The organism is uncultured Propionibacterium sp. (genome assembly GCF_963539965.1).
Lineage (GTDB): Bacteria > Actinomycetota > Actinomycetes > Propionibacteriales > Propionibacteriaceae > Propionibacterium.
In genome coordinates this window covers 26,867-47,979 of the sequence record NZ_CAUTOU010000006.1, presented here as the reverse complement: position 1 = coordinate 47,979, position 21,113 = coordinate 26,867, and the positions used below count along the sequence as shown (strand labels likewise).

Genomic DNA, 21,113 nt, shown 5'->3' with positions numbered 1-21,113 from the left:
GATTTCACCCCGCGGGCGGCCCTCCCGGGGGGGGGGGCCCGGGGGTTTTACCCCCCGGGGCCCCGGCCCCGCTACCATGTCCGGTGCAGGTCCCCATCGTCTAGCGGCCTAGGACCCCACCCTTTCAAGGTGGTAACACGGATTCGAATTCCGTTGGGGATACCCGCTCGCCGGGGACGGCCCTCGCCCCATGCACCGTGCGGCGCCCCGAACAGGCCCCGGCACGAGGTCCGGGCCTTCGGCGGCCGGCGATTTGGGCTTTCGCGAGGATGCACGCTATTGTTGTGGAGCCCGCTTCGCGCGGCAGACAAATGAATCGAGGCCCTGTGGCGCAGTTGGTTAGCGCGCCGCCCTGTCACGGCGGAGGTCGTGGGTTCAAGTCCCATCAGGGTCGCTCCTCCTGATGAAGGCCAGGTAGCTCAGTTGGTAGTAGCGTACGCCTGAAAAGTGTAAGGTCGGCGGTTCGACCCCGCCCCTGGCCACCCGATGAGAACCGCGGCTCCTCCGGCCCCGATGTCGCGCCCGCCGGGTGCGGCGGCCCCGTCTCGGTCCTTCGTCCTCCTCAGCGGCCCGTGTCCGGCTCGGCCGGGAGTCTCCTGCGCCATGGGAGCCCGCGCTGCCTCCGCCGGGAGTCCGAGTCCCCGACGCCCTCCCCCGACTCGTCGCCCGCCGCAGCGGCCCCGGCCCCATCGGGACCCAGGAACCCGCGGTACTGCCCGATGAGGCCGTCCGGACGCACATAGGCGTCGATCCAGCGGGCCATCTCGTCGAAGATCTGCCGGCGCACCGGCTCGCGCGAGAGCACCAAGTCGTGGACGCCGCCGGCGAAGCGGCGGATCGTCACCATCGGACCCAGGTGCACGGCGGCCGAGCAGATGCGTTCGACGTCGAGCACGAGGTCCTCGCCGTGCATCCGCTCGTCCCAGGTGCGCGAGAAGTCGCTCCTGGCGCTCGTCATGACCAGCACCGGGGTATCGATGCGCAGACCGGCCTCCACGCGCGCCTGCCCCGCCAGGACGGCCCTGCCCCAGCCCCAGCGGTGGACGAAGGCCGGATTGGACTTGAGGTCGAGATCCCAGTCCCATTCGCCGTCCTCGTCGGCGCGCAAGCAGCGTCGGTAGAAGCCGGTGTCGACGACGGCGCCGAGCTCGGCCAGCGGGCTGACGGCGGAGATGGCCGCGGCGACCGGCGAGAGCATGCGCCACAGGGCCGGCGAGCCCTGCATGTCGAGCCACGGGGAGTTCAGGATGAGGCCCGACAGCAGGCCCGGTCGCTGCGAAGCCCACAGAGCCCCGGTCAGGCCGCCGGTGGAGTGCCCGATGAACGTGATCGGCACGTCGGCGTGGTCCTCGCGGATGTACGCGACGGCCCGGTCGAGCTCGGACTCGTAGTGGCGCAGGCTCGTGACGAAGCCCGCGTACAGCCCCGGAACCAGGTTGCGTCCGTAGCGGCGCAGCTCCACCGCGTAGAAGTCGAAGCCCTGCGCATCGAACCAGTCGGCCAGATGCATCTGGAAGAAGTAGTCGTTCCAGCCATGCAGGTAGAGCACCGCGCGCCCGTGACGCGGAGCACCTCTGCGGATGAGGGTCCCGGTGAGAGGCGCGTCAGGTTCTCCCTCCGCGGGACGAGCCCCGGAGATCACCCAGTTGCGCGACTCGTAACCCGTCAGCAGCGAATCGGGGACCCATCCACTCATCGGGGGATCTCAGGCGGCCTCAGTCGGACTCGGCGTCCTGCTCGTACTGGTACTCGGCCGCGAGATCCGCATAGTTGTCGGGGATCCCGTCATGGTTGAACTCGTCGTCGTGATGCTGCTTGCTCCGGAGCTCCCGCTCCAATGAAGCGAAGTCCGTCTCGACCGAACGGTATTTCAGATCCCTGGCCACCTTGGTCTGCTTCGCCTTTTGCCGGCCGCGCCCCATATGGGTCGACCCCCTCGCCTAGTCCCTCGCGGCTGTGCCGCGGCATGGTGAACAACTCTCGTGGGCCCTAGGCTACCCAATAGGTGGAGCGGTCACCAACCGGTCCGTCCCGAGCGCCGCAAGCGCCCAGGGCGCCGGTCCCGTTCGGCCTCAGGTCCCCGGGTGCTCGCCGACCAGCTCGGCGCCAGCCGCACCGTCGTGGGCTTCGACGCGACCGCAGACCCAGTTGCCCAGGCCGAGGCCGCCCAGCACGCGCTGGGCCTCGTCCACCTGGTCGGCGGGCAGCAGGGCGACCATGCCGACACCCATGTTGAGGGTCTCCTCGATGTCGGCCCGGCCGAGGCCGCCGACGGACTGGACGAGCTCGAAGACCGGGCCCGGGCGCCAGCTGGCCCGGTCGATGATCACGCGCATGCCGTCGGGGACGACGCGGACGAGATTGTTGGCCAGACCGCCGCCGGTGATATGGCTCATCGAGTGCACCGTGACGGCCCGCAGGAGGTTCATGATCTCGCCGGCGTAGACGTGGGTGGGCTCCAGGAGCTCCAGGCCCAGACTGCGGCCGAACTCGGGAATCTCCTTGTCGAGCGCCAGCCCGGCCTCCTCGAGCAGGACGCGGCGCACCAGCGAGTAGCCGTTGGAGTGCAGGCCGGAGCTCGCCATGGCCAGGGCGACGTCGCCGTCGCGGACCAGCTCGGGCCCGAGCAGCTCATCGGCCTCGACGACACCGGTCGTGGCACCGGCCATGTCGTACTCGTCGAGGCCCATGAGTCCCGGGTGCTCGGCGGTCTCGCCGCCGACCAGTGCGCAGCCGGCCGCCACGCAGGCATCGGCGATGCCCCTGATGATGGCGGCGATGCGCTCGGGCACGACATGGCCGCAGGCGATGTAGTCGGTCAGGAACAGGGGCTCGGCGCCGCAGACCACCAGATCATCGACGAGCATGCCCACCAGGTCCCAGCCGATGGTGTCGTGGATGTCGAGGGCCCGGGCCAGGGCGACCTTGGTGCCCACACCGTCGGTGCTCGTGGCGAGCAGTGGATGGCGGTACCCGGCCAGCGCGGAGGCGTCGAACAGGCCGGCGAAGCCGCCGATACCGCCGAGGACCTCGGGGCGCCTGGTGCGCGCGACGTGCGCCCGCATGAGCTCGACGGCGGCGTCACCGGCATGGATATCGACGCCCGCGCGGGCGTAGGCGGACTGGTTCATGACTCGTCTTCTCCGCGATCGGATTCAGCGTTGCGGTGGGCGGAGCAGGCCGCGGGGGCCTCCTCGGCGTCCAGACCCATCTCGCCGGCGGCCCCGTGCGGCACCGGGATCGGGTACTCGCCGTCGAAGCAGGCGCGGCAGAGGCTCTCCCTGGGCGTGTGCGTGGCGCTGATGAGACCCTCCAGGCTGACGTAGCCCAAGGAGTCGGCCCCGATCGAGCGGCGGATCTCGTCCACCGACAGGCCCGGCGCGATGAGCTGGGCGCGCGTCGCGAAGTCGAGGCCGTAGAAGCAGGGCCACTCCAGGGGGGGCGACGAGATGCGCACGTGCACCTCGGCGGCGCCGGCCTCGCGCAGCATGCGCACGAGCTGGCGCTGGGTGTTGCCGCGCACGATCGAGTCGTCGACGACGACCAGGCGGCGGCCCTCGATGACATCGCGCAGGGGGTTCAGTTTGAGCCGGATGCCCATGTTGCGCAGGGACTGGGTGGGTTGGATGAAGGTGCGTCCGACGTAGGAGTTCTTCACCAGGCCGTTGCCGAAGGGGATGCCCGACTCGGCCGCGAAGCCGATGGCGGCCGGGATGCCGGACTCGGGCACGGGGATGACCAGGTCGGCGTCGGCCGGCGACTCCGCGGCCAGGATCTTGCCGACCTTGACGCGCACGTTGTGGATACGGCGCCCGGAGATGACCGTGTCGGGGCGGGCCACGTAGACGTACTCGAACAGGCAGCCCTTGGGGCGGGCCGGCGCGAAGCGCGCCGAGTGCAGGCCGGACTCGTCGATGCGCAGCATCTCGCCGGGCTCGACCTCGCGGACGAAGGTGCCGCCGACGATGTCGATGGCGGCGGTCTCGGAGGCGACGACCCAGCCGGTCTCGAGGCGGCCGAGCACCAGCGGGCGGACGCCCTGGGGGTCGCGCACCGCGAAGAGCGTGTTCTCGTCCATGAACACCAGGCAGAAGGCGCCCACCAGGTGCGGCAGAAGCCCCATGACGACGTCCCCGAGGGGTTCGTCGTCCAGGGCCATCAGGGCGCTGACCAGGTGGGTGTCGTTGCTGGAGTCCATCTCCTTCTTGTGCGGGACCCTGCCCTTCGAGCCCTGCCCGAGGCGTTTGGCCAGCAGGTCCTCCAGCTCGTCGGTATTGGTGAGATTGCCGTTGTGCGCCAGCGCGAGCGAACCGCGGGGCGTGGAGGCGAAGGTGGGCTGGGCGTTCTGCCAGACGCTCGAACCGGTGGTCGAGTAGCGCGTATGGCCGACGGCCACGTGGCCGGTCAGGGAGTTCAGGGCGGCCTCGTCGAAGACCTGGCTGACCAGGCCCATGTCCTTGAAGACCATGATCCGGGAGCCGTCGGAGACCGCGATGCCCGCCGACTCCTGGCCGCGATGCTGCAGTGCGAACAGGCCGTAGTAGGTGAGCTTGGCGACGTCCTCGCCCGGCGCGAAGACACCGAAGACGCCGCACTCGTCCTGCGGCCGGTCGTCGCCATGCCGTGTCGGCGGTTGGCCATCCGGACGAAGAACCACGCTCTCAGCCTACCGTGGCGCAGCGGGCGCCCCGCCCCGACCGGTCGAGGATCGGAGCGCGCGGCTAGCGCAGATAGACGACGGCATTGTTGCCGCCGGTGCAGGTGGTGACCGACCCGGTCGCCACCACGCACGACATCGAATAGGTCTGGTTCGTCACCGGGCTGGTCGCCGTGACCTGGACCGTTCCGCCGGTGGTGGCGGCCGCCACGAAGGCGGCCTCGACGTTCAGCGCGAACTGGCAGGAGGTGGACGAGTTGACCGCCGTCGAGTCGCTGCACTGCGTCGCCCCGTCGGGGAAGGCCGCCGGTGTCGCCGACGCGCTCGGGGTGGGGGGCGGCGTGGGACTCGGGGTGGCCGGCGCCGACGCGGAGGGGCTCGCCGACGGGGAGGCCGCGCCCGGCAGGGAGCGCGTGCCGAGCGAGCCGCTGAGCAGAACGACCATCACGACGGCCAGGACGAGCAGGTGGGCCAGCCAACCGAGCAGGAAGGCGCCCCAGTAACGGCCCGACGGGGCGCCAACCTCGCGGGCGCGGTGGGCGGCCCCGGAGGCGGGGGCCGCGCCGAAGGGGCCGAACAGGAAGGAGATGATCGCCGTGAGCCTCACGCTCGGCGGTCTGGTGGCCTCCGGGACGACCGGGATCCCTGGGCTGGTCGGCCAGTCGGCCTCGTCGTCGTGGCGGCGAGGGCCGGGCCACTGCGCCCCGGAGAAGCGGCCGGACGCATCGTAGGGGGCGCCGAACCGGCGCTCGTCGTAGCCGTAGTCGGCGGGCTGCAAGGGTTCGCGCGGCCTCCGGCTGGGGTCAGTCGTCATGACGGCACCCTCCTTCCGCGGCCGCGTCCCGAACCCGCCCGGCTCGTCCCGAGCCCGTCTGCCCAACAGGAACTATACCCAGGCAGCATGAGATGATAACGGCTAGTCAGATCACTTTTCAGCGGGGCGGCCGGCGTCGGCGTCGTCCCTTCCCTCATCGACGATGTCGCCGATGATGCCCGAGGCCTGCCTGCTGAAGGTCAGGTAGCGGGCGGCGAGGTTGATCATCGACTGCAGGCGGTTGCGGCCGCCCAGCAGGAAGTACAGGTGCAGGCCGACCCACGCGACCCAGGCGACGAAGCCGGTGAAGTCGACCCTCAGGCCGTGGAAGCGGGCCATCTGAACGACGGCGGCGTTGCGGCCGATGGTGGCCATCGTGCCCTTGTCGAGGTACGAGAACTTCTCGGTCGGACGCCCGGCCTCCAGGTTGAGGACCTGCTTGGCCGCCCACACGCCCTCCTGCATGGCCGGCTGGGCCAGCTGCGGCAACGGGTTGTCCTCGATGAGGGCGCCGTCGCCTATGGCGAAGACGCGGTCCTGGCCCTTGACGCGCAGATCGGGGCCGACGAGGATGCGGCCGCCGCTGCCGAGCTCCACGCCCCAGCCCGCGACGTCCCCGTGGGCGCCGACCCCGGCGGCCCAGATGACCAGGTCGGCGGGCAGGGTGGAGCCGTCCCTCAGCAGGACGGAGTCCTCGCGGATCTCGGCGATGGCCGAGGTGGTGCGCACGTCGACGCCGCGCCGCTGCAGCTGGCGGCGGGTGTAGTGGCGCAGTCCGCCGTCGAACGGCATGAGCAGGTGCTCAGCCATTTCGACGAGCGTGACGTGGACGCGGTCGATCGCCACGTCGGGAAAGATCGCCGGGATGCCCACTGACTTCATCTCGGCCAGGGTACCGGCCATCTCGACGCCGGTGGGGCCGCCGCCGACGACGACGACGTCGAAGTTCTTCCTCGGGTTGGTGTCGAGGGCCTCGAGGTTCGACAGGATGACGTCGCGCGTCTTCACCGAGGCGGTCCGGGTGTAGATGGTGTACGAGAACTCCTCGGCTCCGGGGGTGCCGAAGAAGTTGGCGCCGACCCCCTGGGCGAGGACCAGGTAGTCGTAGTCGATCGGGCCTCCGTTGTCGCACTGGATCCGGCGGGCCCCGAGGTCGACGCCGGTGACCTTGGCGCGGCGGAAGCGGCAGCCCGGGGTTCGAGCGGCGAAGGAGCGCAGGCGGTAGGTGACGTCACCGGGATTCAGGCCGCCGGTGGCCACCTGGTACAGCAGGGGCTGGAAGGACGTGTAGGGGTTCTTGTCGACGATGATGACGCGGGCGCCGGCCCTGCCGAGTGCACGGGCGGCGTTGGTGCCGCCGAAGCCTCCGCCGACGATGACGACGCGGGGCCCCCGGCCCGGCTCGAACGCATCGCCCGATGTACGGAAAATGGACGGGATGTTCATCGGAGCAGGAAACCCCCTGGTCGAAACTTCACGGGCGCCGTGCGACCCGCGGCCAATCAAATCATTCCGCCGGGCACGGCGAACAGCTGTCCGGGATCCGTTCACCCTCAGCAGATCCGACCATCGATTCAGGTCGGCCTGACCGGCACGAGCAGCGGTCCCGGTGGCCGGGAGGCCCCGGCGCGCCGTCCGGGGCGCCGAGCCGGTCCCCGCGCCGGCGGGCCGGCGGGACGTCCCGCGCCGATAGGCTTGCCCCATGATTGCGATCCTCACCGTGACGGGCCTCGACCACACGGGCATCGTGGCCGCTGTCAGCACCCGGTTGGCCGAACTCGACGTCAACCTGTGCAACATCTCGCAGACGATCATGGGCGACTACTTCACCATGATCGCCCAGTGCGAGTTCGATGAGCAGGCCCATCCGATCGAGTCCCTGCAGGGCGGCCTCAGGACCGTCGGCGATGAGCAGCAGGTGGTCATACGCCTGCAGTCCGAGGCGATCTTCCACGCGATGCACGAGCTCTGAGCCATGGACACCCGGCACGAGATCCTCGAGACCATCGAGATGATCGAGGAGTACCGCCTCGACATCCGCACCGTGACGATGGGCATCAACCTGCTCGACTGCGCCGACCCCGACCCGGGTCTGGCCTGTGAACGGGTCTACGAGCGCATCGTCTCCCGGGCCGGCCGGCTGGTGCCCGTCGCGGAGGGCATCGAGGCCGAGCTCGGCATCCCGATCATCAACAGGCGCATCTCGGTGACCCCCATCTCCCTGGTCGCCGGCGCCAGCCGCGCCGACGACTACGCCTGCTTCGCCAGGGCGCTCGACAGGGCCGCCCACGAGGTCGGCGTCGATTTCCTCGGCGGCTTCACCGCCCTGGCGCAGAAGTCGCGCGGTGCGGCCGACCGCCGCCTCATGGACTCGCTGCCCGAGGCCCTGGCCACCACCGACGTGGTCTGCTCCTCGGTGAACGTCGGCTCGTCCAGGGCCGGGGTCAATATGAGCGCGGTGGCCCGCATGGGCGAGGTCATCCGCGAGATCGCCGATCGCACGGCCGGCCGGGGCTGCGCCAAGCTCGTCGTCTTCTGCAACGCCGTCGGCGACAACCCGTTCATGGCCGGTGCCTTCCACGGGGTCGAGGAGGGCGATGTCTGCATCAACGTGGGCGTCTCCGGCCCCGGCGTCGTCAAGCGCGCCCTCGACAAGGCCCCCGACGCCAGCTTCGGCGGCATGGCCGAGACCATCAAGAAGGCCGCCTTCAAGGTCACCCGCATGGGCCAGCTCGTCGGCACGATGGCCGCCGAGCGCCTCGGCGTGCCGTTCGGCATCGTCGACCTCTCGCTGGCCCCCACCGCCGCCATCGGCGACTCGGTGGCCGAGATCCTCGAGACGATGGGAGTCGGCACCGTGGGCGGGCACGGCACCACCGCCGCGCTGGCGCTGCTCAACGACGCCGTCAAGAAGGGGGGGCTGATGGCCTGCTCGCACGTCGGCGGCCTGTCCGGCTCCTTCATCCCGGTCAGTGAGGATGCCGGCATGATCAACGCGGTCAACAGCGGCACGCTCAGCCTTGACAAGCTCGAGGCCATGACCTCGATCTGCTCGGTCGGCCTCGACATGATCGCCGTCCCGGGAGACACGCCGGCCACGACGATCGCCGCCATGATCGCCGACGAGGCCGCCATCGGCATGATGAACAACAAGACGACCGCCGTGCGGGTCGTCCCCGTGCCCGGGGCCGGGGTCGGCGATGACATCGACTTCGGCGGCCTGCTCGGCCACGCCCCGGTCATGGCCGTGCACCGGTCCGACGCCAGTGCGCTCATCAGCCGCGGCGGCCGGCTGCCCGCCCCGGTGCACAGCTTCCGCAGCTGAGCGGCGGCGGGGCGGACTCGCAAGCTGGGGTGCAGAGTTGCCCGGCTGCATTTCTACTCCGCCCCGGAGCGCTGGCAGACTTGGCCCATGCTCATTGCGATGTCCGGTCTCCAGGCCACCGGTAAGACGTATGTCTCGACCGAGCTGGCATCCCGGATGGACGCGATGCGCATCTCCATCAACGGCATCGAGTCGGCCATGGCGGCCGCCGGCCTGTGGCGCAACCAGGCCACCGGCCTCGCCGCCTATCTGTCGGCGCAGTCGATCGCCCGCGAGAACCTGGCCGCCGGCCACGACGTCATCATCGACGCCGCGAACTTCACCAGGTCCAGCAGGAAGCTGTGGACGGACCTGGGGGACGAGTCCGGCGCCGATGTCCTGTTCCTCATCACCGTCTGCTCGAACCAGAAGCTGCACCACGAGCGCGTCCAGGCCCGCCGCAACGGCGTGCCGGGCGTCGACAGGATCACCTGGGACGACGTGGCCGATCGCAACGCCCACACCGAGATGTGGGGCACCGAGCCGCGCGTGGCGCTCGACACCACCCGCGAGATCGACTTCGACCACGTCATCTCGATGGTGCGCAGCTTCGGCGGGGAGGCCGAGCCGCTGCGCACCGTGCCGCGTTACCGGCCGGCCCGTCGCGCGGCCGAGGAGCCGTCGGCGGGCTCGCCCCTGGTCCCAGGGGAGAATCTGCCGCAGGAGGGGGCGCGCCGGCTCAGGACAAGCCTGTGACGCGGCCCTCGGCGTCGACGTCCATGCCGAGGGCGGCCGGCCTCCTGGGCAGGCCCGGCATCGTCATGACGTCGCCGGTGAGGCCGACGACGAAACCGGCGCCGGCGCGCACGGCCAGCTCGCGCAGGGTGATGGTGAAGCCGCGCGGCGCGCCCAGCAGGGCGGCGTCGTCGCTGAACGAGTACTGCGTCTTGGCCAGGCAGACCGGCAGGTCGTCGAAGCCCTGGGCGCTCAGCCGTTCGAGCTGCCGCTTGGCCGCCGGGCTGTACTCGACGCCATCGGCGCGGTAGATTTCGCGCGCCACCGTCTCGATCTTGCCGCGCAGGCTCGACTCGGCGTCGTAGATCGGGGTGAACTCCCCGGGCTGCTCGCACAGCTCGACGACGGCTCTGGCCAGCTCGACGCCGCCGGCGCCGCCGTCGGCGAAGACGGTCGAGGCGACGGCCCGGACGCCCAGTTCGGCGCAGCGGGCGCGCACCAGGTCGATCTCGGCGGGGGTGTCGGTGGGGAACTCGTTGATCGCCACGACGACCGGGACGCCGTACTTGGCGAGATTGTCGAGATGCTGCTCGAGGTTGGCCATGCCGTCGTCGAGGGTGCCCAGATCCTCGGCGCCCAGGTCGGCCCCGGCCGATCCCCCGTTGAACTTCAGAGCGCGGACGGTGGCCACGAGCACGACGGCGTCGGGCGCGAAACCGGCGCTCGGGCAGACGATGTCGAGGAACTTCTCGGCGCCCAGGTCGGCCCCGAAGCCGGCCTCGGTGATCGTGTACCCGGCCAGCTTGAGCCCCATCCGGGTGGCCAGGACCGAGTTGCAGCCGTGGGCGATGTTGGCGAACGGACCGCCGTGGATGATCGCCGGGGTGTTCTCGGCGGTCTGCACCAGGTTCGGCTTGATGGCGTCCTTGAGGAGCAGAGCCATGGCGCCGGTGGCGCCGAGCCGGGCGACGGTGACCGGCTCCTGGTCGTAGGTGTAGGCCGGGATGATGCGGCCCAGGCGGGCCTTCAGATCGTCGAAACCGTCGGCCAGGCAGAGGACGGCCATGATCTCGCTGGCGACGGTGATGTCGTAACCGCTCCGGCGGGGCACGCCGTCGACGCGGCGCCCCAGGCCGACGACGACATCGCGCAGGGCGCGGTCGTTCATGTCGACGACGCGGCGCAGGACCACGCGCTGCGGGTCGATGCCCAGCGGATCGCCCTGGTAGATCGAGTTGTCGACCATCGCCGCCAGCAGGTTGTGCGCGGCGCCGATGGCGTGCATGTCACCGGTGAAGTGCAGGTTGATGTCGTCCATCGGCAGCACCTGGGAGTAGCCGCCGCCGGCGGCCCCGCCCTTCACGCCGAAGCAGGGCCCCATCGAGGGCTCGCGCAAGGTGGTGACGGCCTTCTTGCCGATCCTGTTCAGTGCCATCGACAGCCCGACGTTGGTGGTCGTCTTGCCCTCGCCGGCCGGCGTGGGGGTGATGGCGGTGACCAGGACGAGCTTGCCATCGGGGCGGTCGGCCAGGCGGTCGAGCAGGCCGAGCGAAAGCTTGGCCTTGTCGCGGCCGTAGGGTTCGTACTCGGTCTCGGCGATGCCCAGCGAGCGCGCGATGGCGGAGACGGGCTCCAGCCTCGTCTCCTGGGCGATCTGGGCGTCGGTCTTCATCGTGTTCCCTCCCCCGGCCGGGACCGGCCGTTTCCTCGTGTGCCGCCCTCCCCCTTGTACCAACCGGCCTGCCGCTCGGCCGCGCGCTCCTCGCGCATCGCCTTGAGCGCGCGCAGGCTCTCGGGCAGGACCCCCGAGAGGTCCTCCCTCCCGAGGCGCTCGACGATCCACGGCTTCTCGGAGCCGGGGCGCCCCAGGTCGACGGGGCGCCCCGCGTACAGGTTGCCGTCGAACTCGCCGCGCTCGATGGCCTCGCGGACGAGGCGTTCGGGGTAGCTCTCGAATCGGGGCGCGCTCACAGTGCCCGCCCGGCCTCACGGAGACGATCCATCGCGGTGCTGCTCAGCGGCCCAGCCGGTCGAGGAAGAGGGCCTCGGCCCTGCAGGCGCGGCCGAAGTCGCCCAGTTCGAGGGACTCGTTGAGGCCGTGCATGCGGCAGTCGGGGTCGGCCACCGCGGTGCACAGCACGGTGGCGTCGGGGAAGGCGTCCCGGAAGGAGGCGATCATGCCGATGGAGCCGCCGGTGCCCATGCGGACGGGCTCGCTGCCGAAGGCCGCGCCGTAGGCCCGGCGGGCCTGCTCCGCGATCGGGCCCTCGAAGGGCACGGTCGAGGGATTGGCGGCCTCGGAGTTGGAGCAGCCGACCTGCACGCCCCAGGGGGCGTGGGAGTGGACGTGCCGGGTCAGGCACTCGACCGCGTTCTCGCGGGTGTCGCCGGGGGCGATGCGCAGGCTGACGCGGGCCCTGGCCGAGTCGATGAGCACATTGGAACTCACCGCGATCGGGGTGGTGTCGAGGCCGATGACGCTGATCGCGGGCCTGGCCCACAGGCGGTCGACGACCGATCCGGTGCCGATGAGCTCGACGCCGTCGAGGACGCCGGTCTCGGCGCGCAGCCGCTCGACGGGGTAGTCGAGTTCCTCGGCGGTCCGACCGCTGACGAGGCCCTCGACGGCCACGTCGCCGTTCTCGTCGTGCAGGGTGGCCAGCAGGCAGCACAGCGAGGTGAGGGCGTCGGGGACGACGCCGCCGAACTCGCCGGAGTGGATGGGCTGGGCCAGGGAGTTGACCTCGATGACCAGGTCGGCGACGCCGCGCAGCGATGTGGTGAAGGCCGGCACGCCGATCCGCCAGTTGCCGCAGTCGGCGATGACGTAGGCGTCGGCCGCCAGCTCGTCCTCGTGGCGGGCGAGCAATTCGCCGAGGCTCGGCGAGCCGATCTCCTCCTCGCCCTCGAACAGAACGGTGACGCCGACCGGGGGCCTGCCGTCGAAGGCGCGCAGCGCGGCCAGGTGCATGGCCAGGCCGCCCTTGTCGTCGGCGGTGCCCCGCCCGTACAGGCGGCCGTCTCTCTCGGTGGCCGTGAAGGGCTCGGTGGCCCACTTGCCGGTGTCACCGGTCGGCTGGACGTCGTAGTGGGAGTACAGGCACACGGTGGGCCTGCCCGGCGGGGCCGGCCAGTGGGCCAGGACGGCGGGTTCGCCGCCGGCCTCGACGGTGCGCACGTCCGACCAGCCGAGGGCCCTGATGGCCTCGACGAGGTAGTCGGCCATGGCGCTCACGTCGCCGGCGTGCTGGGGCTGGGAGCTCACCGAGGGGATCGCGACCATCTCGACGAGGTCGTCGATGGCGGGGCGCACCTGGGCGTCCGCAGCTTCCAGGATCCGGGCGTCACGGGTTCCATCGGTAGTTGTCACGAGGGCTCAGACCTCCTGCATGGCGTTCGGGATGGTGGCGGCCCAGGCATCCCGGATCCGGCTCAACGGCACCGTGAACAGCCCCTCGACGGCCAGCTCGGGGGTCCCGGTGACTTCGCCGATGCGGGCGGCGGGCAGGTCGTGCTCGGCGCACAGCCCGATGAGGGCGTCGTACCGTCCGGGCGCGACCGAGACGACGGCGCGGGCCGGGGTCTCGCTGAACAGTTCCGAGCAGGGGTCCAGGTCGCCGGGCAGGGCGACGGCGGCGCCGAGGCCCCTGCGCAGGCAGCTGTCGACGAGGGACTGGGCCAGGCCGCCCTCGGACAGGTCGTGGGTGCTGGCGAGGATGCCGGACCCGGCGGCCGCCCGGCAGACCCGGGCCAGGGCCCTCTCGGCCGGGAAGTCCGGGAAGGGGGGCAGGCCGCCGAGATGGTGGTCGTGCATGACGTCCTCCCACACCGAGCCGCCGAGCTCCTCCTTCGTCGTGCCGAGCAGGACGATCGCATCGCCGGGGGTCGCGAAGCCCATCGGGATGCGGGTGCGCACGTCGTCGATGACGCCGAGCATGCCGACGAGCGGGGTCGGGATGATGTTCCTGCCGTCGGTCCGGTTGTAGAGGCTGACGTTGCCGCCGGTGACGGGCACGCCGAGTTCGGCGCAGCCGGCGACGAGCCCCTTGACGGTCTCGACGAGCTGCCACATGACCTCGGGGTCCTCGGGCGAGCCGAGGTTGAGGCAGTCGGTGATGGCGACGGGCTCGGCCCCGGTGACGGCCACGTTGCGGTAGCTCTCGCACAGCGCGAGCTGGGCGCCGCGGAACGGGTCGAGGCAGGCGTAACGGCCGTTGGCGTCGGTGGACAGCGCGATGCCGAGGTTGGTGCCCTCGTCGATGCGGATCATGCCGGCGTCCTCGGGCTGGGCCAGGACGGAGTTGCCGCGCACGAAGCGGTCGTACTGGTCGGTGACCCAGCTCTTGTCCGCCAGGTTCGGGCTGGCGACGACCCCCAGCAGGGTCTCGGCCAGTTCGTCGCCGGAGGTCGGGCGCGGCAGGGCGTTGGCGTGGTCGGCGTTGACGGCGTCGATCCATTCGGGGCGGGTCTGCGGGCGGTCGTAGACGGGGCTGCCGTGGGCGACCGTGTGCGGGTCGACGTCGACGATGGTCCGCCCGTGCCAGTCGATGACGAGCCGGTCGCCGTCGGTGACCTCGCCGATGATCGTGGCCTGCACGTCCCACGTGGCGCAGATCGCCATGAAACGGTCGACGTCGCCGGGTGCGACGACGGCCATCATGCGCTCCTGCGACTCGCTCATGAGGATCTCCTCGGGCGTCATCGTGGGGTCGCGCAGCGGAACGAGGTCGAGTTCGCAGTGCATGCCGCCGTCGCCGGCGCTGGCCAGCTCGCTCGTGGCGCAGCTGATGCCGGCGGCGCCGAAATCCTGCAGGGCGGTGACGACGCCGGCGCCGAAGAGCTCCAGGGAGCATTCGATGAGGAGCTTCTCCATGAAGGGGTCGCCCACCTGGACGCTGGGGCGCTTCTGCGGGCCGTCGGCCTCGAAGGTCTCGGAGGCGAGCACCGAGGCGCCGCCGATGCCGTCGGCGCCGGTAGCGGCGCCGAAGAGGATCACCCTGTTGCCGGCGCCGGTGGCCTTGGCGAAGGCGAGGTCCTCGTGCCGCATGACGCCCACGCACAGGGCGTTGACGAGCGGGTTGCCCAGGTAGGAGTCGTCGAAGACGAGCTCGCCACCGATGTTCGGCAGGCCCAGGCAGTTGCCGTAGCCGCCCACGCCGGCGACGATTCCGGGCAGCACGCGCCTGGTGTCGGGGGCGTCGAGCGCGCCGAAGCGCAGGGCGTCCATGACGGCGATGGGGCGGGCGCCCATGGCCATGATGTCGCGGACGATGCCGCCCACGCCGGTTGCGGCGCCCTGGTAGGGCTCCACGTAGCTGGGGTGGTTGTGGGACTCGGCCTTGAAGGTGACCGCGTAGCCCTGACCGATGTCGACGGCGCCGGCGTTGTCGCCGATGCCGGCGAGCAGCGGGCCGCGCGGGGTGGTCTGGGGCAGGGCGGAGAAGCGGGACAGGTGCAGCTTGCTCGACTTGTAGGAGCAGTGCTCGGACCACATCACCGAGTACATGGCCAGTTCGGCGCCGGTGGGGCGACGGCCGAGCAGCTCCCTGATGCGGGCGTACTCGTCGGCCTTCAGTCCGAGCTCGGCCCACGGCTGGTCCGCGTCGGGCGTCGTGCGCGCGTTCTCAACGGTGTCAACCACGGGACCAATCTAGCGGGCCACGGTGGTGGGGCTGCGCAGGTGCCACAGGTGGAGCCGTATCCCCCAGGGCCCTGCTTCATCCTGTTCATCCTGAGGATTTCCCCTGATTCCGCCCCCCGGTCGTGCTGGTCGGGTCCCGTGGCGGGGTGACGGGCGTCTCGGGGTTCGGCGCTCCTGGGCGGCGGCCGTGCGCCCCCCTGTGCGGCTGCCGTGAGAGGTTCTCATGGCTGAGTACTCGGGCAGGCTTGGCGCCTATGACGAGCCGGTCCCGTTCGATGATGCAACGGCTGACACGTCATGGTGACCGGCCCCCGGCCGGTCCGCCTACGAAGCCGGCGGTGAACGCGGAGGCCCCGACAGTCACCACGTGGTCCGAGCCGGCTCCGGGTGCTGCTGGTGCCACGAGTTCGGCGCGGCCCGATGACCTGCGAGCCCACGCGTCGAACGTGACCGGCACGAACGATGCGGTGACGACCCGGAAGGGCGCCCTGGAAGGCGCCATCACCGACTTCGCGGGCACATGCTCCTGGCAGCATCAGCGCCTCCGGTATCACGACCGCGCTGGCCTCATTCGAAACGAACAGCACCAACGAAGTTGTCTGAATGGGCACTGTCGCGGCCGCGTTCGAAGCGGCAGGCGGTTCGGGTGCGGTCAGCGAGGTGTCCGATGCCGCCCTGGCCGCTTCCCTCGGGGCGGTTGGCGTGGCAGAGACTCGTAAGCCGTTGGATGCGACGGCCCCACGATCCAGGGGGATCCGCAGACGTCCGGGTGCGCGGATGACCCGGTGAACACCGCCACAGGGAACTTCATCGAACCGGAGACCGATCTGTCCTTCACGGGCGGCGCCGCGAATCCGGTGTTCACGAGAATGCACGACTCCCCATCTACTAATGCGAGGGTGTTCGGTCCGGGCTGGGCGTCTCCTGCTGATGAGCACCTGGTCATCAACGACGAAGGGGCGGTGCGGGTGCAGGCCTCGGGCCGGCCGGCGTGGTCCAGTCGTGGCGCGGGCACGCGGGTGGACCACCAGTGGGCCGGCGGCCGGCCTGTCGCACGAGTGGGGCCGCAGCATCACCGTGGGATGGAACCCCGGAGGCACCCGCATCACGGGGCCGGCCGCGTCGGATGGGCGCCGGGTCGACCAGCCGGGTCGACTACTCGTGTGACCAGACGGGCCATTTGGTTGCGGCCGCGGCTGACGGCGGGGCTGCCCGCACCTATGGGCGGAACGATGGGTGGAACGGGCAGGGCCTCATCTCGCGCGTCACCGGTCCTGATGGTGTGGTCGAGGTCGACAACACCTGCGACCAGCGGGGTCGGGTCAGCACGCAGCGGTCCGCGTTCGGCCGCATCTCCCGCTGCAGCTGTCTGCCAGGCAACGTGACCCAGGTCGCCGACTTCGGATTACGCCTACGGCCCCTCCGTGCGCCCGCTGAGGCGGGAGGGCGTCCGGCGGGCCGGCCCCCGTCGGCGGCCGCCAGGAGAACAGGGGACCGGGCCGTCACCGGCGCCGGGTTCCTCGCCTGTTCCGGGCCGGACAGGACCGCCGAACCATCCCAAGAACGACCCGCCCGGCGAACCCGGCACCGCATTGATCATCAATTCCTGTGCCGGCACGACCAGACCTCGCCCCGCGCGATGGAACACCATCTTTCGCCAGTACCCAAACCCCAGAGCGCTCCGCTCGGGACCGCCCGGCGCAGTGCGGCGGCGGTCCCGGTCGGTTCATCGGAAGAATTCCCGCAGGTACCGCACCCCGGCCTCATCCACGCGCGAGCTGTGAACGACCCGGCCCCCGGCGAGACAGACGGCGTAGCCGCAGCATCTGAGCACGAACTCGATGTCGTGGGTGATGACGAACAGGGTCCTCCCCTTCGCACTCATCGCACGCAGGACACCGGCGACTCCGATCATCCGCCGGTAATCCAGCCCGCTCGTCGGCTCGTCGAGAACCAGGATCTCCCGCCCGGCCGCGATCGCGCCGCCAATCGCCAACCGCTGCTTCTCGCCCCCGGAGAGGGACATCGGGTGCCGGTCCGCCTTGCCGTCGAGATCGAGCGAGCGGAGGATCTCATCAGCCCGGGCCGCATCGGCATCGGGATCGACGCCATCCATGCTCAGAAGCAGCTCATCGATCGCATCCTCGGCGAAGAGCTGATGGTTCACGTCCTGCATGACCATATAGGCGAGCCCCCGACGTTTCCGGGCGCCGTAGACGACTCCATCGATCTCGACCTCGCCCCTGCCTGACCTCTCCAAGGCGCACAGGGTACGGGCAAAGGTCGTCTTGCCAGCGCCATTCCTCCCGAGCATCGCGATGACCTCACCGCGGGGCAGCGCAAGCTCCGGGATCGACAGCCTCTCATGCCCCTTCGTGACGCACTCGAACGCCTTGACCCGTATGGTCCCAGTACCACTGCCCGCATCGGCCGCGGGCCGCAACCTCCAGGGGTCGGGGGCTCTGAGCCCAAGTGCCGCCAGGGTTTCCGGCGCGAGCTCACGAAGCTCCTCGGGCGCGAACTCCCGCTCAATCCTGCCATCCTTGACATAGACGAACCGATCCGCGACATCGAGGAGGTAGAAGAGCCGGTGCTCCGCGATTACAAGGGTCTTCCCGTCATCCCGCCAGCGTTGCACGACTGCGGCCAGATCGCGGATCGCGGGCAGGTCGAGATTAGACGAGGGCTCATCCAATACCACCACTTCCGGCTGGATGGTGTCCGCCGACCCGCAGGCGATCAGCTGCTTCTCTCCCCCGGACATCTCGAAGAGATCACGGTCGAGGAGACCCTTCAGAGCGAGCCGCCCGGCGGTCCGCGTGATCCGCTGCTCGATCTGCTCGGCGGGAACACCGAGGTTCTCACAGCCGAAAGCGAGCTCGGCAGTGGACTCCACGTTGTAGAATTGGGTCCTGGGGTTCTGAAGCACCGATCCGACGTAGCCGGCCAACTCGTAGAGCTGCATATCGCTGATCCGCCGGCCGTCCAAGAGGACATCGCCTTCCAAGTCGCCCTCGTAGAAATGCGGGACCAGTCCGTTGATGAGCCGTGTCAGCGTACTCTTCCCGCTGCCCGATTCACCGCAAAGCACCACGGTCTCACCCCGTTGGATGTGCAGTGACACATCCTGCAGACCCCGCACGCTCTCCTCGCCGTATGTGAAGGTCACGTTCCGAAATTCAATCATCTGCAGTTCTCCCGTCTAGGTGGCCGCGTAGGCCGTGACGAGCAGGACGGCGGCCAAGACGACAACGACGACATCGACCGGGCGGATTCCGATCTTCGCGATGCTCGTGTGCGCACCGGGTCGCTCCAATCCGCGGGTGAGGGCTGCCGCCGAGAGTTCATTCCCGATCTTCGCCAACGAGATGACAAGAGGGATGAAGCGGTACTCCAAGAGCATCAGCGGGTTGCGCCAGAATTTCTTCGCGCCAAGCCTGATACCGCGCATCCGCATGGCGTCGTTGATCGAGCGGAACTCCTCGCCCATCGTCGGGGCGAACCGGAAGACCACAGAGATCGGAATCGTGACCTTTCGGCTCACCCCGATACGACTGAGGCTCGTGACGCACTCACTGGCGGTGGTCGTCGCGACGAAATACGCCGCCATGGCGAACGCCGGAGCGAGCCGCAGCACGAAACCAGAGAGCAGAACCGCGATCATGTTCACGAGCAACGGCAATTCCAAGCCTCCTTGGAACGTCTTCGACAGCATCGCGAGCGCGAACAGCGCGCTGTACCAGAGCCCCAGCTTGATCTGCTGGTTCTGAAGGAGCAGTGCGATGGGGATCGCAGCCACGGTCGCAGTGAAGAAATTTGATCCGTTCAGCAGCTCCGTGACGGCCACGATTCCCATGAGAAGGATCTTGGCGCGCGGATCCAACCTCAGCGGGGAATACCCACTGCTGGTCTTCGCGGTTTTCAAGCGATCCCAGCCCTCACGAAGTGCTTGCGCAGCATCTTGCGTCCGAGGAATGCGCCGGCAAGGCCGCTGAGAAACAAGACCGGTAAGCCCACATACAGCATCCAAGGCGGCATGAAGCCGCGCAGGGCCTCGGCGTACTCCGACCCCATCGACTCCTCGATCCCATCCCAGTACGCTGGGCCGGCGAGCCACAGAAGCAGCGGAGGGGCTATCAGGGCCAAGCAGAACACCGCGTAGCTGAGTGCATGGAATATGAATCGATGATATCCGCCCAATTTCAGTATCAGATCGGCCGCAAACCCCGCGACGCTGTAGCAGACAAGGGCAACCCATGTGTAACCCACCATGAAGAAGAATGCGCCTACAATGACCCCTGTGATCGTCAGCATGCCGAACTTCCTGATCTTCGTGTAATACAGCATCATAGGAATCGCGCACGCCAATGGCCAGATAACCAATGATATTGGGTACATCGGCGGAAATGCGTTCAGCATCCCGATAACGAAAATAACCCCTATCACAATCGCCGTATACACGCCGATATTGATCAGGTCCTTGCCATTGAGCCTAGACGTCTCAGTCATTTTCCCTCTCTTTGGGGTGAATTATGTTCTTGGGTCCGACGACTGAAAGTTGGACAGTTTAGAAGGCGTCACCAAGCCGCACGGCGCAGTGACTCCGGAGGTTCCGGGGAGGTTGACCAAGAAGCAAACGATCAGCCCTCGGCAGAGCAAAGTCAACCATCACAGAATCGAAAACGGAGAGTTCCCGGGATCTCAATTCCCGGAATGATCTGCATTCAGCCGGTTGAGCAAGCATGAACTTGAGTGAGGCAGAGCACATCAATCATCTCCCATTTTCATTACTTGCCCTGTATTGCGATACGGACAAACAAATATAGCAGCCTTCAAACGGGGAAGCCATCAATTTTCCAAATTGGAGTATAGCACATAGCTTAGGTTAAGCGAAGTGATGCAGCGTTGGAGTCAGGGTATCCAAGGGTTTTTCCTGCACACCCTGTCCGGAAACTCGGCCATGTCCAAGACCGCTTCACCATCACTGGCCCGACGACGTTCCACCACTCGGGGAGTTGGACCCGGCGGCGCCAGACCAACGATCTTGGGGCCGGCGGTACGGGCTGAGGGAAACTGTCAAGAAGGGACGACCGACGTGAGTGGTTCTGCCGTCCATCAAGGCAAGATAAAGCCTTGATGGACGAGGAGGGCATCTTCCCCGAAGAGCTCTCGGGCCATCCCCACCAGGGAACCGGACGTTCCAGATGCTTCCCGGCATGGAGCGATCGTCCCCAGATGATGCCAGATCAAAACAGCACTGTAGCAGCATCCCGACAGCTTATCGACGGCACTGGCCACGCAGGTCATGAGAACCACGCACTGAGCGAGCGGACATCCAAGCCAGAAGAGACACGGGCTGGTCGACCACGGTGGATCGTCCTGGGTGTGGTGGGGGGTGCAATTCCACGGGAGGGTGAGGATCATGCCTGCGCCCGAGAAGTATCCCGATGAGCTCAAAGAGTTGTGCGATCCGGCTGGCGCCGGATGCCCCGACTGACCCGAGGCGGGCCAAGGGCTGTTCCAGACGCATCAGCGAGAAACTGGGGTCGCCCCCGAGGCGACTGGGTTCCCAGGCCCGGATCGACGCTGACGAGCGACTCGGAACGACCACCTCGGGCACTGAGCGCGTCAAGCCTCTGGAGACCGAGGACCACGAGTTACGGCGGGAGGACACGACCCTGAGGAGCGCCTCGGCTCTTTCGCGGCGGAGCCAGATCGTCCGTCTCGGTTCGAGTGCCCTGGAGCAGGTGACCTGGCAAGCACGGACCATCAAGGCCGAAGCCTTGAAAACTTGAGTTGCTGCAGGGATCGCGGCGATCAGGATGGATTCGACCAGTTGCCGCAACGGCCCTGTCGAGGAGGGGGGCCGACGCCTCCGCCGAGGCCGTGGACTCCTCCTGCTGGTACAACGCAGCCGAGGCGTCGAACAAGTCCTGCAAGCGTGAACTGACCCGGAGTGCTC

Annotated in this window: 17 protein-coding genes and 3 tRNA genes; 7 read left to right on the top strand and 13 right to left on the bottom strand. The window is 68.9% G+C overall.

Going from position 1 to position 21,113, the window contains the following annotated elements; all coding sequences use genetic code 11:
- Positions 1 to 89: 89 nt before the first annotated feature.
- The 3 genes from R2N01_RS02740 (at position 90) to R2N01_RS02730 (ending at position 482) form a co-directional block, all read left to right on the top strand.
- A tRNA-Glu gene (locus R2N01_RS02740) sits at positions 90 to 162 on the top strand.
- A gap of 158 nt (positions 163 to 320) precedes the next feature.
- Positions 321 to 394: transfer RNA gene (locus tag R2N01_RS02735), tRNA-Asp, on the top strand.
- Between the two features lie 14 nt (positions 395 to 408).
- Positions 409 to 482, top strand: a tRNA-Phe gene (locus R2N01_RS02730).
- An 80-nt stretch (positions 483 to 562) separates the two neighbouring features.
- Here R2N01_RS02730 and R2N01_RS02725 read toward each other — a convergent pair.
- From R2N01_RS02725 to R2N01_RS02700, 6 genes are all read right to left on the bottom strand, one after another.
- Positions 563 to 1,549: an alpha/beta hydrolase gene (locus R2N01_RS02725; RefSeq protein WP_316668216.1), complete on the bottom strand. Its 987-nt coding sequence runs from the start codon at positions 1,547 to 1,549 to the stop codon at positions 563 to 565.
- A gap of 166 nt (positions 1,550 to 1,715) precedes the next feature.
- Complete coding sequence (locus R2N01_RS02720) at positions 1,716 to 1,922, bottom strand: DUF3073 domain-containing protein (protein ID WP_316668214.1); 207 nt, start codon at positions 1,920 to 1,922, stop codon at positions 1,716 to 1,718.
- 150 nt (positions 1,923 to 2,072) lie between these two features.
- Entirely contained in the window at positions 2,073 to 3,131 is a 1,059-nt protein-coding gene (gene purM, locus R2N01_RS02715) for a phosphoribosylformylglycinamidine cyclo-ligase (RefSeq protein WP_316668212.1), read from the bottom strand.
- On the bottom strand, positions 3,128 to 4,657 hold the full coding sequence (purF, locus tag R2N01_RS02710; protein WP_316668209.1) for an amidophosphoribosyltransferase: 1,530 nt from the start codon (positions 4,655 to 4,657) through the stop codon (positions 3,128 to 3,130). The genes purM and purF overlap by 4 nt, the downstream gene beginning before the upstream one ends.
- 64 nt (positions 4,658 to 4,721) lie before the next feature.
- Positions 4,722 to 5,471 carry a hypothetical protein gene (locus R2N01_RS02705; protein WP_316668207.1) on the bottom strand — a complete coding sequence of 250 codons (750 nt, stop codon included), beginning with the start codon at positions 5,469 to 5,471 and terminating at the stop codon, positions 4,722 to 4,724.
- Positions 5,472 to 5,582: 111 nt separating this feature from the next.
- Positions 5,583 to 6,917, bottom strand: coding sequence for an NAD(P)/FAD-dependent oxidoreductase (locus R2N01_RS02700; protein WP_316668205.1), 1,335 nt, complete (start codon positions 6,915 to 6,917; stop codon positions 5,583 to 5,585).
- A 256-nt stretch (positions 6,918 to 7,173) separates the two neighbouring features.
- Here R2N01_RS02700 and R2N01_RS02695 point away from each other — a divergent pair, with 256 nt between their 5' ends.
- The 3 genes from R2N01_RS02695 to R2N01_RS02685 all read left to right on the top strand — a co-directional run bounded on the left by R2N01_RS02695 (position 7,174) and on the right by R2N01_RS02685 (position 9,531).
- The gene (locus R2N01_RS02695; RefSeq protein WP_316668203.1) at positions 7,174 to 7,443 is read left to right on the top strand and encodes an ACT domain-containing protein; all 270 of its coding nucleotides are present in this window, start codon (positions 7,174 to 7,176) and stop codon (positions 7,441 to 7,443) included.
- Positions 7,444 to 7,446: 3 nt separating this feature from the next.
- A complete protein-coding gene (locus tag R2N01_RS02690) occupies positions 7,447 to 8,796 on the top strand; it encodes a PFL family protein (protein WP_316668201.1) in 1,350 nt (449 codons plus the stop codon).
- Positions 8,797 to 8,883: 87 nt separating this feature from the next.
- A complete protein-coding gene (locus tag R2N01_RS02685) occupies positions 8,884 to 9,531 on the top strand; it encodes an AAA family ATPase (RefSeq protein ID WP_316668199.1) in 648 nt (215 codons plus the stop codon).
- On the opposite strand, the gene R2N01_RS02680 is transcribed toward R2N01_RS02685, so the two are convergent.
- From R2N01_RS02680 to purL, 4 genes are read right to left on the bottom strand one after another with little or no spacing between them, the layout of a single operon-like run.
- Positions 9,515 to 11,182 carry a formate--tetrahydrofolate ligase gene (locus R2N01_RS02680; protein ID WP_316668197.1) on the bottom strand — a complete coding sequence of 556 codons (1,668 nt, stop codon included), beginning with the start codon at positions 11,180 to 11,182 and terminating at the stop codon, positions 9,515 to 9,517. The two genes, R2N01_RS02685 and R2N01_RS02680, sit on opposite strands and share 17 nt — an antisense overlap.
- Positions 11,179 to 11,481: a DnaJ family domain-containing protein gene (locus R2N01_RS02675; RefSeq protein WP_316668195.1), complete on the bottom strand. Its 303-nt coding sequence runs from the start codon at positions 11,479 to 11,481 to the stop codon at positions 11,179 to 11,181. Before R2N01_RS02675 ends, R2N01_RS02680 begins: the two co-directional genes overlap by 4 nt.
- 43 nt (positions 11,482 to 11,524) lie before the next feature.
- Positions 11,525 to 12,880 carry a dipeptidase gene (locus R2N01_RS02670; RefSeq protein WP_316668192.1) on the bottom strand — a complete coding sequence of 452 codons (1,356 nt, stop codon included), beginning with the start codon at positions 12,878 to 12,880 and terminating at the stop codon, positions 11,525 to 11,527.
- 6 nt (positions 12,881 to 12,886) lie between these two features.
- A complete protein-coding gene (purL, locus tag R2N01_RS02665; RefSeq protein ID WP_316668190.1) occupies positions 12,887 to 15,151 on the bottom strand; it encodes a phosphoribosylformylglycinamidine synthase subunit PurL in 2,265 nt (754 codons plus the stop codon).
- A gap of 785 nt (positions 15,152 to 15,936) precedes the next feature.
- On the opposite strand from purL, the gene R2N01_RS11390 reads away from it, so the two are divergent.
- Entirely contained in the window at positions 15,937 to 16,536 is a 600-nt protein-coding gene (locus R2N01_RS11390) for a DUF6531 domain-containing protein (RefSeq protein ID WP_399553224.1), read from the top strand.
- Positions 16,537 to 16,877: 341 nt separating this feature from the next.
- Here R2N01_RS11390 and R2N01_RS02660 read toward each other — a convergent pair whose 3' ends face one another.
- From R2N01_RS02660 to R2N01_RS02650, 3 genes are all read right to left on the bottom strand, one after another.
- A complete protein-coding gene (locus R2N01_RS02660) occupies positions 16,878 to 18,338 on the bottom strand; it encodes an ABC transporter ATP-binding protein (protein ID WP_399553223.1) in 1,461 nt (486 codons plus the stop codon).
- Positions 18,339 to 18,353: 15 nt separating this feature from the next.
- Complete coding sequence (locus R2N01_RS02655; protein WP_399553222.1) at positions 18,354 to 19,007, bottom strand: energy-coupling factor transporter transmembrane component T; 654 nt, start codon at positions 19,005 to 19,007, stop codon at positions 18,354 to 18,356.
- Between the two features lie 65 nt (positions 19,008 to 19,072).
- A complete protein-coding gene (locus R2N01_RS02650) occupies positions 19,073 to 19,660 on the bottom strand; it encodes an MptD family putative ECF transporter S component (RefSeq protein WP_316668184.1) in 588 nt (195 codons plus the stop codon).
- Positions 19,661 to 21,113: the final 1,453 nt, after the last annotated feature.